Source organism: Pseudomonas sp. 5Vm1k, from assembly GCF_056161485.1.
On record NZ_JBSPCZ010000003.1, the window covers coordinates 455758 to 470248 of the forward strand.

The following is a 14491-nucleotide window of genomic DNA, read 5'->3' on the forward strand; positions in this document are numbered from 1 at the left end:
GTTTACTCCCCTTTGCCGCTGTAAGCCTTATCAGCTGTCTGAGCGGGGGCCGGGTTCTTGCCAACGTTAGTTGCTTCAGTGGCCTTGACTTCAACGCCAGGTTTGACGAATTGCAGCCCTTCGGTAATCAGGCGATCGCCTGCCTTGAGACCGTCTTCGATCAACCATTGGCTGCCGACTGTACGGCTGGCCTTGAGCTGACGCAGCTCGACCTTGTTATCGGGACCGACGACCAGTGCGGTCGGGGTGCCTTTGAGGTCACGGGTGATGCCTTGTTGTGGCGCGAGGATCGCCGCGCTGTTCACACCGGATTGCAACTGGGCGTGCACGAACATGCCGGGCAGCAGGGTGTGATCAGGGTTGGGGAACACGGCGCGCAGGGTGACGGAACCGGTGGTCTGGTCAACCGAGACTTCGGAGAATTCCAGTTTGCCGTCCTGCTTGTACTGGCTGCCATCTTCCAGGGTCAGCTTGACCGCGGCCGAGTTGTCGCCAGCCTTTTGCAGGCGACCGCTTTCCAGTTCGCGACGCAGTTCAAGCAACTCCACCGAAGACTGGGTGACGTCTACGTAGATCGGGTCCAACTGCTGGATGACTGCCATCGCATCGGTCTGGCCGCTGGTGACCAGCGCGCCTTCGGTCACCGAAGAGCGGCCGATACGACCGGTGATCGGTGCGTAGACCTTGGTGTAGCGCACGTTGATCTGGGCCGACTGCAGGGACGCTTCCGATTGCAAACGATTGGCCGTGGCGGTGTCGTATTCCTGACGGCTGACGGCTTGCTCATTGACCAGTTGCTTGTAGCGATCGGAGATCGACTTGGTCTGTTGCAGGTTGGCTTCGGCGCTTTTCAGAGTGGCTTCATAGACCGACGGATCGATCTGATAGAGCTGCTGGCCAGCCTTGACGTCGCCGCCTTCCTTGAACAGGCGCTTGAGAATGATGCCGTTGACCTGAGGGCGGACTTCGGCGATGCGGTACGCACTGGTACGGCCTGGAAGTTCGGATGTCAGGGTAAAGGCTTGAGGTTGCAGGGTGACGACGCCGACCTGAGGGGCGGGAGCGGCAGGAGGTGCCTCTTCCTTTTTACATCCGCTGAGCAGCGATGCGAGGGCGACGGCGGTGACCAGAGCGGTAACAGCTGGCTTGAATTGCATGAAAATCCTCGGGTCAGGCGCGCAAGATGCGCACTAGAAATGTGGAAGGTTAAAAAATGTGCGCTGAGTGGATAAGTAGCTTGCTAAGGAATATACTTACGTTCATGGTTGTTTGTAAATACCTTGGCTGCGTACCCACACCGTTACAAATGCCGCTTAAAGGTTTGAATTGTAGGCCGGGGACGACGTCCGAGAACGTTCGCTCCACTTTTATTCAGCGCATATTCAGACATCGCTGAAGCATCCTGATTGAGGTTGTACTGCCATGGTCCGTCGTACCAAAGAGGAAGCTCAAGAAACCCGTAGCCAGATACTCGAAGCGGCAGAGAAAGCCTTTTATGAAAGGGGCGTGGCGCGCACGACACTGGCGGACATCGCGACCTTGGCCGGCGTGACTCGCGGGGCCATCTACTGGCATTTCAGCAACAAGGCGGACCTGGTGCAGGCGATGCTCGATACCTTGCATGAGCCTCTGGATGAAATGGCCAAGGCCAGCGAGAGCGAGGACGAACTCGATCCGCTGGGCTGTATGCGCAAGCTGCTGACTCATTTGTTTCATCAAGTTGCTCTGGACCCGAAAACCCGACGCATCAATGAGATTCTGTTTCATAAGTGCGAATTCACCGATGAAATGTGTGACCTGCGCCAGCAACGCCGGACGGTCAGCTTAGACTGCAACGTGCGAATTGCCCTGGCCCTGACGAACGCGGTGAATCGGGGCCAATTGCCGGAAGATCTCGACACGGCTCGCGCGGCGATCAGCCTGCATGCCTACATCGACGGCATCCTGTATCAGTGGTTGCTGGCGCCGGACAGCTTCGAGCTGCACGCCGAAGCCGAGCGGTGGGTCGATACAGGGTTGGATATGCTGCGCTTGAGCCCCAGCCTGCGCAAATGAAACAAAATGCGTAATTGGATCAGGTTGTTTCAATGCTCTAGGCAGCAGCAAAATCTGCTTTGCGCGCCTCGGCACCTTGATGTGCTTTTATATACGCACTAGTAGCAGGTTGATAGGTAGTGAGCTACGTAATTTGTAGGGATTTTGTTTCGTGCGTGTGAATGACTGTAAATAAACCCGCGGCAGCGTCCGAATCTTGCGGTCTTTTGAGCGCTGCACACAAAAAAGCCCCGGCTCTTTCGAGTCGGGGCTTTTTAATGTCAGCGAGGTTTACAGCGTTGGATAGTCGATATAACCGACCGGGCCCTTGGCGTAGAACAGTTCCGGGCGCGCTTCGTTAAGCGGCGCGTCTGCCTTCAAGCGTGCAGGCAGGTCCGGGTTGGCAATGAACGGTACGCCGAACGCGACCGCATCGGCCTTGCCTTCGGCCAGCCAGGCGTTGGCGCTGTCCTTGGTGAAGCGCTCGTTGGCAATGTACGGGCCGCCGAAGGCTTCTTTCAATTGCGGGCCCAGGCTGTCGCCGGCTTCTTTCTCGCGGGAGCAAATGAAGGCGATGCCACGTTTGCCCAATTCGCGAGCCACGTAAGTGAAGGTCTCAGACAGGTTGTCATCGCCCATGTCATGGGAATCAGCGCGCGGTGCCAGGTGCACACCGACACGGCCGGCGCCCCAGACTTCGATCGCGGCATCCGTCACTTCCAGCAGCAGGCGTGCACGGTTTTCCAGGGAGCCGCCGTAGTTGTCGGTGCGCTGGTTGGTGCTGCTTTGCAGGAATTGGTCGAGCAGGTAGCCGTTGGCGCCGTGGATTTCCACGCCGTCGAAACCGGCAGCCTTGGCGTTTTCGGCACCGACGCGGTAAGCGTCGACGACATCAGCGATTTCAGCGATTTCCAGGGCGCGTGGGGTTGGGTAGTCGGCCAACGGACGAACCAGGCTGACGTGACCTTTCGGCTGGATGGCGCTCGGTGCGACCGGTGCTTCGCCGTTCAGGTACGACGGGTGGGAAACCCGGCCGACGTGCCACAGTTGCAGGACAATTTTGCCGCCGGCCGCGTGGACCGCTTTGGTCACGTTGGCCCAGCCGCGTACCTGGTCGTTGGACCAGATGCCCGGGGTGTCCGGGTAGCCGACGCCCATCGGTGTAACCGAGGTGGCTTCGCTGAGGATCAGGCCGGCCGAGGCACGTTGTACGTAGTACTCGGCCATCAACGCGTTCGGCACACGGCCTTCGTCGGCGCGGCAGCGGGTCAGCGGTGCCATGATGATGCGGTTGGCCAACTCGAGGTCGCCCAGTTTGATCGGATCGAAAATAGTCGTCATGAAATACAACCCTCGTGAGGTTTCAGTTGGTAGCAGGGGCCAGTTCGGGGTTACCGCTCTGACGGAAAGTAATCAGGGTTACCAGCAGGGCGAGTACCGCCAGTGCGGCAGCCGCGAGTGGCACGCTGGTCAGCCCGAAGCCGTGGGCGATGACGCTGCCGCCGACCCAGGCACCGAGTGCGTTGCCGACGTTGAACGCGCCGATGTTCAGGGTCGACACCAGGTTCGGTGCCGCTTTGCCGAAGGTCACCACGTTCACTTGCAGGGCCGGTACGGCGGCGAAACACGCGGTGGCCCAGAGGAACAGGGTGATTTCAGTCGGGATCAGCGCAACGCTGGTCCAGGTCAGCACGGTGGAAACCACTGCCATGGTGATGAACACACCGATCAGCGTCGCCGCCATGCCTTTGTCCGCGAGCTTGCCGCCGATGATGTTGCCGACCGTCAGGCCCAGGCCGATGAGCATCAGGGTCCAGGTCACGCCGCGTGGCGAGACACCGGTGACTTCGCCCAACAGCGGTGCCACATAGGTGAACAGGGTGAAGACCGAGGCGGCGAACAACGCGGTCATGCTCAACGACAGCCAGATCCCGGCGCCTTTGAGGGCGCGCAGTTCGGCACGCATGTCGAGTTTTTCTTCATCACGCTTGGCCGGCAGGAAACGGATCAGGCCGATCAGTGCGATCACGCCGATGACGGTCACCGCCCAGAAGGTCGAACGCCAGCCATATTGCTGACCGAGCGCAGTGCCCAACGGCACGCCGAGGACGTTGGCCAGGGTCAAACCGGTGAACATCAGGGCCACGGCTGAAGCGCGTTTGTTGGCCGGCACCAGGCCTGCCGCTACCACCGAACCGATACCGAAGAACGCGCCGTGGCACAGGGCGGTGACCACACGGGCGAACATCAGCACGTTGTAGTCACTGGCCATGGCGCAAAGCAGGTTGCCGACAATGAAAATCCCCATCAACGCTACCAGGGCGGCCTTGCGCGGCAAGCGGGCGGTGGCCAGTGCCATGAACGGCGCACCGATGGCCACGCCCAGGGCGTAACCGGTCACCAGCCAGCCGGCGCCCGGGATCGATACACCGAGGTCGGCCGCCACATCGGGCAGCAGGCCCATGATGACGAACTCGGTGGTGCCGATGGCGAAGGCGCTCAGGGCCAGAATGAGTAGCGAGAGGGGCATTGTTAATTCCTTGTCGGAGCGCTGAGCTCTTTGACGATGGCGTCGAGGGCCGCCTGTATCACGTCCTCGTTGCGTTTGAAGAAGTGCCATTGACCGGCTTTCTGGCTGCTGATCAGACCCGCACGCTGCAGCGTTGCCAAATGCGCGGACACGGTCGACTGCGACAGGCCGCAGCGTTGATCGATCTGCCCGGCGCAAATGCCGTACTCGTGGTTGTGGATCTGTTCCGGAAACTGGACCTTGGGGTCTTTCAGCCAGATGAGGATGTCTCGGCGTACTGGGTGTGCCAGGGCTTTTATTATTTCGTCGAGGTCTAGGGTCATGGTGTGGGCTCGTGATGAGTAAAACGCTATATCGCGATGGGGCGAACTTTAAATCGGTATATCCCGATATACCAATATGATTTTGGTCTGATGACCGAGTAAATCGGTATATCGGGTTATAACGATACGTTGGGTGTCGATACGAATGCGCAGTGCTAAGCTGCGCCCATGAATTATCTCGCACATCTGCACCTCGGTGGCCAGCGCCCCGGTCAATTGCTCGGCAGCCTCTACGGCGATTTCGTCAAAGGGCGGCTGCAAGGGCAGTTCAACCCGGAGATCGAAGCCGCCATCCAGCTGCATCGCAGCATCGACGTGTTTACCGACCGCCATCCGTTGGTGGACATCGCCTTGTCACGGTTTTCCGTCACCCGTCGGCGCTATGCCGGGATTGTCCTCGACGTGTTTTTCGACCATTGCCTTGCGCGGGACTGGACGCTCTACGCTGATCAGCCGCTGGCGCTGTTCACCTCGGACGTGTACCGGGTGCTGTCCAGCGAGCCGCAACTGCCGGAACGCCTGGCGCAAATCGCGCCGCACATGGTGGCGAATGACTGGTTGGGGTCGTACGAGGATTTCGAAGTGCTGGCGCAGGTGCTGCGGGGGATTTCCCGGCGGTTGACCAAGCCTGAGGAACTGGCGGGGGCGATGCAGGAGTTGCGGGTGTTGTATGAGCCGTTGAGTGAGGATTTCAGGTTGTTCTATCCACAGTTGCAACAGTTTGCACAAACCCATGTGGGAGCGGGCTTGCTCGCGAAAGCGGACTGACATTCAACATTGCTGTCGACTGACACATCGCATTCGCGAGCAAGCCCGCTCCCACAGGGGATTTTGTTTGCTCAGGAAGATGTGGGTTTAAGCTGCGATAGCAGGGCGCATCGGGATTTGCTGTTTTTCCGGGATCGCCCCAAACAATGCCTTCTGCACCGCCTGCTGCGCTTCGAACGCCAGCGCCGCACGCTCGCGACCTTCGCACGCAATCGGCTTGAGCAAGTGAATCTCCACATCCCCCCGATCATTGGCAAACAAACGCATCAGGTGCGAGAGCAAATCATCGTCGCCAATGAACGGCGCCAGCGCATCGATTTCGCCATCGCGCAGATACCGAATCGCCACCGGCTGCATCGCCACTTCAGCGTCAATCGCTGCTGACAACAGACGACCGTGGAAGGTACGCAACGAACGGCCATCGGTGGTGGTGCCTTCCGGGAACATCAGCAGCGGATGCTGTTGCTCCAGGTGACGGGTCATCTGCTTGCGGATCAACTGACTGTCGCCCGAACCCCGGCGGATAAACAGGCTGCCCGCTTTGGCCGCCAACCAGCCGGCTACCGGCCAAGTGCGCACTTCGGCCTTGGACAGGAACGACAGCGGCGTGATCATGCCCAGCAGCGGGATGTCGGTCCAGGACACGTGATTGCTGACCCACAGCATCGGCGTCTTCGGCAGCTCACCGTGCACGGTCACGCGAAAGGGCAGGGCGTTGCTCAGCCGCGCCATGAAAAACCGCGACCAACGCTGACGCCGAACCATCGAATGGGCAATCCCCGCGCGTTCGAACAAGCCAAACACACTGGCCATGGTCAATCCCAGCGCGACCACGAAAAGCACTCGCGCAATTCGCGCGTACACCCGAAGGCGGCTCATTACATGGCCGCCTTGAAGTGTTTGGCGTAACGCGGGCAGAGTTCGTCGCGCTTGAGCAGGATGAACACGTCGGCGACCTGGAAGTCTTCGTCCCAGCACGGCTCGCCGCAAATCTTCGCGCCCAGGCGCATATAGGCCTTCAGCAGCGGTGGCATTTCCGCGATCACGTTCGAGGGAATATCCAGGGTCGGCAGCGGCTTTTTCGGTTCGGCGCGCAGGTGTTCGGTGCACAGGTAGCGTTCGCGCAGGCGCTGCATGATCGCGTGTGCCTGAATCCCGCCGTCTTGCATCGGGATGCTCGCGCAGCCCATCAAATAGCTGTAGCCGCCCTGGTTGAGGACTTCGGCCAATTCACCCCAGAGCACGGCGATGGTGCCGCCGTTGCGGTAGGCCGGGTCGACGCAGGTGCGGCCGATTTCCAGGATCGGGCCTTTCAAGTGAACCAGACCGTGCAAGCTGAATTCTTCTTCACTGTAGAACTTGCCCAGGCTGCTGGCGGCGGTGTGGTCGAGCAAACGGGTAGTCGCCACCAGACGGCCGGTGTTCAAGTCACGCACGCCGATGTGGGCACAGTGAACATCATAATCATCCATGTCCAGACCGCGCTCAGCGCCTTTCAGCTTGGCGTTGAATTCGCCGCTGAACACGTTGAAACGCAAAGCCTGGGCTTCTTGCAAGGCCTTGCTGCCGATCAGGCGTTCGGCTTGCAGGCGGCGTTCATTGCCGGTGTCGCTGATGCGGGCGATCTGAGTCATTGTGAATCTCCGTACGGGCCGGGCACCCGTCGTGGGTTGCAGCCGATCGACTTTCTTTATGCAGCCGTGTTGTGCAAAGTCAGGCTATGTAGCCCCGGTGTCATCGCCATGAAGCTTTGGTGATGCTTATATGACAGCCCACAAGGAGCCTCTTAATGCCCTGGCAAACCCTGCTCAATCGCCGCGAACGCGTGCCCGCCAACGCTGACCTGGCCGAAGGTTTCGCGACCTTGTTGCATCAGTTGGGCACGGTCACGCCGTTCGAATTGGCGGTGGCCGGCGCACGCTTGATGGCGACGCCGGGGCTGGCGTTTCTGGTGGGGTATCAGGCGGCATTGCGCATGCTCTGGCCGAGTGCGCCGCAGAGCCTCGGCGCGTTGTGCGCGACCGAACAGCGCAGCCTGCGCCCGGCGGACATGCAGACCCGCCTCAAGGACCTGCGCCTGAACGGGCGCAAGGATTTCGTCACCGCTGGCGATGCCGCCGACTGGCTGCTGATCGCCGCACGCAGCGAAGAGCCTGGCGAAAAACCGCGACTGAGCCTGGCGGTGGTGTATCCCGGTGAACCGGGCGTGCGCCTGGAAAAACTCCCGGCCATACCGTTGATGCCGGACATCAGCCATGGTCGGGTGTTTCTCGACAATGCCTTCTGCGAGTTGCTGGCGGGCGATGGCTGGGACGCTTATGTCAAACCGTTCCGCACGCTGGAAGACATCTATGTGTTGAGCGCCATGACCGCGTGGCTGTATGGCGTCGGTCAGGACAGTGACTGGCCGCAAACCCTGCAACTGCGCTTACTGGCGCTGTTGGCCGGGTGTGCTGAGGCCAGTCGCCAGGCGCCAAGTAGTGCGGCCGGGCATGTGGTGTTGGGCGGGTTGTTTGCGCAGTTTGAGGGGCTCAAGGCTGAGGTGGATCAGGCGTTGGCGGGTGGGCCGCCGTTGTGGGTGGCGATGTGGCAGCGCGATCGAGCGGTGATGGATCTGGCGTCGGGGGCGCGGGGGAAGCGGTTGGCCAAGGCTTTGGCGGGATCTTCGCTGGATTGACTGGCCTCTTCGCGAGCAAGCCCGCTCCCACATTTGATCTCCTTTGCACACAAATTTTGTGATCACTGAAGATCCCTGTGGGAGCGGGCTTGCTCGCGAATGCGGCCTCATTAACACCACAAATGCCAAAACTGTAACCAACCTCAACTAGTCTCAGCAGGCCCATCCCCCGAGCCCTCACCATGTTCAAAGGCGTGTCCCTGCTTTTCATGCTCCTGCTCAGCCTGACGGCCCACGCCGAAAACTGGCCCGCCGAACAATGGCCACAAGGCCCGAAAATCACCGGCCCGGCCCTCGAAGCGATGGAAACCTACGCCTTCCCCACCCGCGACGACGCCACGCGAACCGGCATCCGCACCGACGCTTTGCTGGTGATCCGCGACGGTCAACTGATCTACGAGCGCTACGCCGGCGCGACCACCGCCGACACCCCGCACCTGACCTGGTCCATCAGCAAAAGCCTGATGGCCGCGGTGCTTGGCGTGGCCTATGGCGAAGGCTTGTTCACGTTGCAGGACCCGGCGGTGAAGTTTTACCCGGCGCTGGAAAATCACCCGGCGATCACCCTGGCCGACCTGCTGCACTGGGCCTCCGGCCTGGACTGGCAGGAAGACTACGAATACGCACCATTGAAATCTTCGGTGGTGGCCATGCTCTACACCCGTGGCCATTCGAACATGGCCGCGTTCACCGCCGGGCACGATGAATATGCAGCGCCGGGCCAGGCGTTCCGCTATTCCAGCGGCGACAGCAACCTGCTGTCTGCGGCGCTGAAGAACATCGTCGGCCCGAGCCGCTATCCGGATTATCCGTGGACCGCGCTGTTCGAGCCCTTGGGCATTCGCCATGCCGTTTGGGAAACCGATGCCACCGGCACGTTTGTCGCCTCGTCCTACGCCTACCTCACCGCCCGGGATCTGGCGCGGGTCGGTTTGTTGATGGCTCGCGACGGTCGTTGGGGGGATCGGCAATTGCTGCCCAAGGACTGGGTCACTTTTAACCGCGAACCGTTTGCCGGGTATCGCGCCCATCAGGACGAGGCCGTGCCCGGCGGCCAGTGGTGGCTCAATCGTGCGGTGGATGGCGCGGCGCAACCGTGGCCTGCCGCACCGGCCGACACCTTTGCCGCGTTGGGGCATTGGGGGCAGGCGCTGTATGTGATTCCGAGTGAAAATCTGGTGATCGTCCGCTATGGCGATGATCGTGATGGCAGTTACCGGCACAACGAATTGCTCAAACTCGCGCTCAAGGCGTTTGCCGGGAAGGTGCAGCCATGAGCCGTTTTGTTCGCCGTCGCCCCGTTGTCAGCGTTCTGTTATTGCTGCTGGTGGTGTTGCTCGGCTGGATCTGGCAAGAGCGAGTGGCGCTGTGGGCCTTTCCGGACATCATCAGCGCCTACACCGCCAAGGAATATTGCTCGTGTCGTTATGTGATGAACAACGACGCCGGGTATTGCCGTGGCTATGTAAAACAGTGGTTGCCCACCAGTGGGTTTACCGATGACGAAGCGACCAAACGCGTGACGGCCAGCGGCATGGGGCGCAGCAATAGCGCGCAATGGATCGGCGAGCGCCAAGGATGCCGGTTGGCACCTTGAAAGATCGAGCTCCTACGGATGTACGCCATTCCCCTGTAGGAGCTGCCGAAGGCTGCGATCTTTTGATCTTCAAGGTTTGCAACACGCCCATGCCCGGTTAAGGTTCGCTCAGGTTTATCTGCCCCACGAGTCTCTATGTTCAACCGCTCCCTCTGCAAAACCCTCGGCTTCCTGCTGCTGGCCGGTGCCACGCTGTCGGCCCGCGCCGATTGGTACCTGGACGGTGAGTCATCGCGGCTGTCGTTCATCAGCACCAAAAACGCCAACATTTCCGAAGTGCAGCGCTTTCTGGTGTTGCACGGCAAAGTCGAGCCGACGGGCCTGGCGCAAGTAGAAATCGAGATGGACTCGGTGAACAGCGGCATCCCGCTGCGTGACGAGCGGATGCGCAAGGATCTGTTCGAAATCCAGACCTTCCCTGAAGCGCTGATCACCGCGCAGATCGACTTGCGACCGATCAACGACCTGGCCCCCGGTGCACAGCTGGAGTTGCGTTTGCCGCTGACCGTCAGCCTTCACGGCAAACAACACGAATACAACGCTGAACTGCTGGCGACCCGGCTCGATGACCGGCGCTTTCAAGTGGTGACCCTGGAGCCGCTGGTGATCAACGCTGAAGATTTCGACCTGGCCCCCGGGCTGGAAAGTTTGCGCAAGGTTGCCGGTTTGTCGGCCATCAGTCTGTCGGTACCGGTGGGTGCGGTACTGATTTTCACGGCCCGCTGACATGGCCGGTGCCGTATTCCCGTGGCGTGAAGGCAATAGCTTCGAACTGCTGATCGATGGCCCGCAGTTCTTTCCGCGCATGTTGGTGGCGATTGCCCGCGCTGAAGAACAAGTCGAACTGGAGCTGTATCTGGTGGAGGCGGGGGCCTGCGCCGAGGCCATGGTCCAGGCGCTGGTGCAAGCCGCCGAGCGCGGTGTACGGGTGCGTTGCCTGTTCGATGACTATGGCAGCCTGGCGTTCACGCTGAATCTGCGTCAACGCTTGATGGCGGCGGGTGTGGAACTGCGTTTCTACAATCGCCTGAGCTGGCGGCGTTGGGTCGGCAACTTCTATCGCGATCACCGCAAGTTGCTGTTGGTGGACCAGAACCTGGCGGTGGTCGGTGGTACCGGTGTCACGGATGAATTCTGGACGCCGGGCGAAGACACCAGCGAATGGCACGAGGTGATGGTGGAAATAACCGGGCCGCTGGTGCTCGACTGGCAATTGCTGTTTGACCGCCAATGGATCGCCAACCGCCATCGCCGGGCCTGGAAACCCGCCTCGCACTTCGGCCTGCCACGTTTGCCCCGCGTACCTTCCATCGGCGAGGGCATGGGCCGGGTCGCCTATGCCGACGCCCGCCAGCACCGGGACATCCTGCAGTCACTGTTCCGTGCCTTGAACAGCGGCCAAAAGCGAATCTGGCTGGCCACCCCGTATTTCCTGCCGACCTGGAAAGTCCGCCGTTCGCTGCGCAAGGCTGCTGCGCGTGGCATCGATGTGCGCCTGCTGCTGACCGGGCCGCGCACCGATCACCCATCAGTGCGCTACGCCGGGCACCGCTACTACCCGCGACTGCTCAAGGCCGGGGTGAAAATCTTCGAGTACCAGCCGTGCTTCCTGCACCTGAAAATGGTGCTGGTGGACGACTGGGTGAGCATCGGTTCGTGCAACTTCGACCACTGGAACCTGCGCTTCAACCTGGAAGCCAACCTTGAAGCGCTGGACCCCAAGTTGACGGCGGCGGTGGTGGCGAGTTTCGAGAAGGACTTTGCACTTAGCCAGGAAGTCAGCCTCGAGGCATGGCAACGCCGACCGCTGTGGCGGCGGGTCAAGCAAAGGATTTGGGGCTATGTGGATCGGCTGGTGGTGAATCTGCTGGATCGACGCGGGTAGTCATCCACACCGCATACCCCTGTAGGAGCAAAGCTTGCTCGCGAAGGCGCCATCACATTAAACGAAGATGTTGAATGTGACGGCCTCTTCGCGAGCAAGCTTCGCTCCTACAGGAGGATTGGTGTCGGGCACAAGATTTGATTTCAACCCAAATCAACTGTGGGAGCGAGCTTGCTCGCGAAGGCTGCTGAACATTCAACACATCAGTTGAATGTCAGACCGCTTTCGCGAGCAAGCCCGCTCCCACAAGTTTTGTGGCGTTTGGATAGTTAGAGCAATTCAAAGCTCTGCTGCGTCACGTCCTGGGAGTCCAGGCCGATCTGCACGTTGAACTTGCCCGGTTCCGCGGCGTATTTCAGCTGGGCGTTGTAGAACTTCAGGTCGTCCTCGGTAATGGTGAAGTGCACGACTTTCTGTTCGCCGGCCTTGAGCATTACTTTCTGGAAGTTCTTCAGTTCCTTGACCGGGCGGATCATCGAGCCGGTCACGTCCTGGATGTAGAGCTGCACCACGGTTTCGCCGTCACGCTGGCCGGTGTTTTTCACCATGACGCTGGCGTCGAGCTTGCCGGTCTTGTTCAGGGTGGTCGACGACAATGCCATGTCGTCCACGCTGAACGTGGTGTAGCTCAAGCCGAAACCGAACGGGAACAGGGGCCCGGTGGTGTCATCGAAATACTGCGAGGTGTAGTTGCCCGGTTTGCCCGGCGTGAACGGCCGGCCAATGCTCAGGTGGTTGTAGTAGGTCGGAATCTGGCCCACCGAACGCGGGAAGGTGATCGGCAGTTTGCCCGATGGGTTGTAGTCGCCGAACAACACGTCAGAGATCGCGTTGCCGCCTTCAGTGCCGCTGAACCAGGTTTCCAGAATCGCGTCAGCCTGGTCTTTCTCTTCAAGAATCGACAGCGGCCGGCCGTTCATCAGCACCAGCACCAGCGGTTTGCCGGTGGCTTTCAGGGCCTTGATCAACTCGCGCTGGTTGGCCGGGATGTTCAAGTCGGTACGGCTCGACGATTCGTGGGACATGCCACGGGATTCGCCTACCGCTGCAACGACGACATCGGCGTCCTTGGCGGCTTTTACCGCTTCGTCGATCAGCACCTGGGCCGAGCGCGGATCATCCACCACTTCCGGGGCATCGAAGTTGAGGAAGTTCAGGTAATCGAGGACTTTCTTGTCGCTGGTGATGTTGGCGCCACGCGCATAGATCAGTGTCGCCTTGTCGGCCACGGCGGCGTTCATGCCGTCGAACAGGGTTACCGATTGCGCCGGCTTACCGGCGGCGGCCCAGCTGCCCATCATGTCGATCGGCGCTTTGGCCAATGGACCGACCAGAGCAATCTTCGCGGTTTTCTTCAGCGGCAGGGTGTCATTCTGGTTTTTCAGCAACACCAGGCTGCGGCGCGCCACGTCGCGGGCTTCCGGACGGTGCAGGCGGTTTTCGGCGTAGGTGTCGGCCGGGTCATCCTCGGCCTTGCCGATACGCAGGTACGGGTCCTTGAACAGGCCCATGTCGTACTTGGCGGCCAGCACTTCACGCACGGCGTTGTCGATATCTTTCTGCTCGATCTCGCCCGCCTTCAACAGCCCCGGCAATTCTTTGCCGTACAGGGTGTCGTTCATGCTCATGTCGATGCCGGCCTTGATCGCCAGCTTCGCCGCTTCACGACCGTCCGCTGCGACGCCGTGCTTGATCAGCTCGAAAATCGCCCCGTGGTCACTGACCGCCAGGCCCTTGAAGCCCCATTCCTTGCGCAACAGGTCGTTCATCAGCCAGGTGTTGGCGGTGGCCGGTACGCCGTTGATCGAGTTCAGCGCAACCATCACCCCGCCAGCGCCGGCATCAATCGCGGCGCGGTACGGCGGCAAGTAATCCTGGTACATCTTGACCGGGCTCATGTCGACCACGTTGTAGTCGCGACCGCCCTCGACCGCGCCGTACAAGGCGAAGTGCTTGACGCTGGCCATGATGCTGTCGGCCGCGTTGGCGCCCTGGCCCTGGAAGGCCTTGACCATCACGCCGGCGATGCGGGAAACGAGATAGATGTCTTCACCGAAACCTTCGGACGTCCGGCCCCATCGTGGGTCGCGGGAGATATCGACCATCGGCGCGAAAGTGATGTCTAGGCTGTCGGCCGCGGCTTCCTTGGCGGCGATGCGCCCGGAGCGTGCGATAGCGTCCATGTCCCAGCTCGACGCCAGGGCAATCGGGATCGGGAAAATGGTCCGGTGGCCGTGGATCACGTCGTAGGCGAAGAACATCGGGATCTTCAACCGACTGCGCATGGCCGCGTCCTGCATCGGACGGTTTTCCGGGCGGGTGATCGAGTTGAACGTGCCCCCGATGTTGCCGGCGGCGATTTCCTTGCGGATCAGCTCCCGAGGCATTTCCGGGCCGATGCTGATCAGGCGCAACTGGCCGATTTTTTCATCGAGGGTCATTTGCTTCATCAGGTTGCTGATGAAAGCGTCCTTGTTCTCCAGGGGTGCGGGGGTCGTGGCGGCCAGTACGTTATGACTGGCCAGACTGACGAACAGGCCCAGCAAACACAGCTTCTTCATGAATAGTTTTCTCAAAGGCCTAAACGGCAGTGAATACGCGCCGGTCAGCCAAAATTTAGGGAGCGACTATTGTTGTTCGGGCGTTGTTCAGGAAAATGCAGCACACTTCTGAACTC

At 60.5% G+C, this 14491-nt stretch carries 14 protein-coding genes; 7 read left to right on the forward strand and 7 right to left on the reverse strand.

Features of this window, described 5'->3' with window-relative positions; genetic code table 11:
- Positions 1–2 precede the first annotated feature (2 nt).
- On the reverse strand, positions 3–1157 hold the full coding sequence (emhA, locus tag ACWIKB_RS08665) for an efflux RND transporter periplasmic adaptor subunit EmhA (protein WP_475266202.1): 1155 nt from the start codon (positions 1155–1157) through the stop codon (positions 3–5).
- A 265-nt stretch (positions 1158–1422) separates the two neighbouring features.
- Here emhA and emhR point away from each other — a divergent pair, with 265 nt between their 5' ends.
- The gene (gene emhR / locus ACWIKB_RS08670; RefSeq protein WP_475266203.1) at positions 1423–2055 is read left to right on the forward strand and encodes an efflux system transcriptional repressor EmhR; all 633 of its coding nucleotides are present in this window, start codon (positions 1423–1425) and stop codon (positions 2053–2055) included.
- Positions 2056–2325: 270 nt separating this feature from the next.
- Here the strand turns inward: emhR and ACWIKB_RS08675 are convergent, their stop codons facing one another.
- The 3 genes from ACWIKB_RS08675 to ACWIKB_RS08685 are packed head-to-tail and all read right to left on the reverse strand — an operon-like array spanning position 2326 to position 4887.
- Positions 2326–3375: an alkene reductase gene (locus ACWIKB_RS08675; protein WP_475266204.1), complete on the reverse strand. Its 1050-nt coding sequence runs from the start codon at positions 3373–3375 to the stop codon at positions 2326–2328.
- A 22-nt stretch (positions 3376–3397) separates the two neighbouring features.
- Positions 3398–4564: an MFS transporter gene (locus tag ACWIKB_RS08680; RefSeq protein WP_475266205.1), complete on the reverse strand. Its 1167-nt coding sequence runs from the start codon at positions 4562–4564 to the stop codon at positions 3398–3400.
- Between the two features lie 2 nt (positions 4565–4566).
- Complete coding sequence (locus ACWIKB_RS08685) at positions 4567–4887, reverse strand: ArsR/SmtB family transcription factor (RefSeq protein ID WP_054046859.1); 321 nt, start codon at positions 4885–4887, stop codon at positions 4567–4569.
- A gap of 168 nt (positions 4888–5055) precedes the next feature.
- On the opposite strand from ACWIKB_RS08685, the gene ACWIKB_RS08690 reads away from it, so the two are divergent.
- Positions 5056–5655: an acyl carrier protein phosphodiesterase gene (locus ACWIKB_RS08690; RefSeq protein ID WP_475266206.1), complete on the forward strand. Its 600-nt coding sequence runs from the start codon at positions 5056–5058 to the stop codon at positions 5653–5655.
- 87 nt (positions 5656–5742) lie between these two features.
- On the opposite strand, the gene ACWIKB_RS08695 is transcribed toward ACWIKB_RS08690, so the two are convergent.
- Positions 5743–6534, reverse strand: coding sequence for a lysophospholipid acyltransferase family protein (locus tag ACWIKB_RS08695; protein ID WP_475266207.1), 792 nt, complete (start codon positions 6532–6534; stop codon positions 5743–5745).
- Entirely contained in the window at positions 6534–7289 is a 756-nt protein-coding gene (olsB, locus tag ACWIKB_RS08700) for an L-ornithine N(alpha)-acyltransferase (protein WP_475266208.1), read from the reverse strand. The genes ACWIKB_RS08695 and olsB overlap by 1 nt, the downstream gene beginning before the upstream one ends.
- A gap of 155 nt (positions 7290–7444) precedes the next feature.
- On the opposite strand from olsB, the gene ACWIKB_RS08705 reads away from it, so the two are divergent.
- The 5 genes from ACWIKB_RS08705 to ACWIKB_RS08725 all read left to right on the forward strand — a co-directional run bounded on the left by ACWIKB_RS08705 (position 7445) and on the right by ACWIKB_RS08725 (position 11814).
- Positions 7445–8332, forward strand: a complete 888-nt coding sequence (locus ACWIKB_RS08705) for an acyl-CoA dehydrogenase middle domain-containing protein (RefSeq protein WP_475266209.1) — start codon at positions 7445–7447, stop codon at positions 8330–8332.
- A gap of 182 nt (positions 8333–8514) precedes the next feature.
- Positions 8515–9609 carry a serine hydrolase domain-containing protein gene (locus ACWIKB_RS08710; protein ID WP_475266210.1) on the forward strand — a complete coding sequence of 365 codons (1095 nt, stop codon included), beginning with the start codon at positions 8515–8517 and terminating at the stop codon, positions 9607–9609.
- On the forward strand, positions 9606–9929 hold the full coding sequence (locus ACWIKB_RS08715; protein WP_475266211.1) for an amidase: 324 nt from the start codon (positions 9606–9608) through the stop codon (positions 9927–9929). Before ACWIKB_RS08710 ends, ACWIKB_RS08715 begins: the two co-directional genes overlap by 4 nt.
- A 135-nt stretch (positions 9930–10064) precedes the next feature.
- Positions 10065–10655 carry a YceI family protein gene (locus ACWIKB_RS08720; protein ID WP_475266212.1) on the forward strand — a complete coding sequence of 197 codons (591 nt, stop codon included), beginning with the start codon at positions 10065–10067 and terminating at the stop codon, positions 10653–10655.
- Between the two features lies 1 nt (position 10656).
- Positions 10657–11814, forward strand: coding sequence for a phospholipase D-like domain-containing protein (locus ACWIKB_RS08725; protein WP_475266213.1), 1158 nt, complete (start codon positions 10657–10659; stop codon positions 11812–11814).
- Positions 11815–12083: 269 nt separating this feature from the next.
- On the opposite strand, the gene bglX is transcribed toward ACWIKB_RS08725, so the two are convergent.
- Positions 12084–14375, reverse strand: coding sequence for a beta-glucosidase BglX (bglX, locus tag ACWIKB_RS08730; protein WP_475266214.1), 2292 nt, complete (start codon positions 14373–14375; stop codon positions 12084–12086).
- Positions 14376–14491 lie beyond the last annotated feature (116 nt).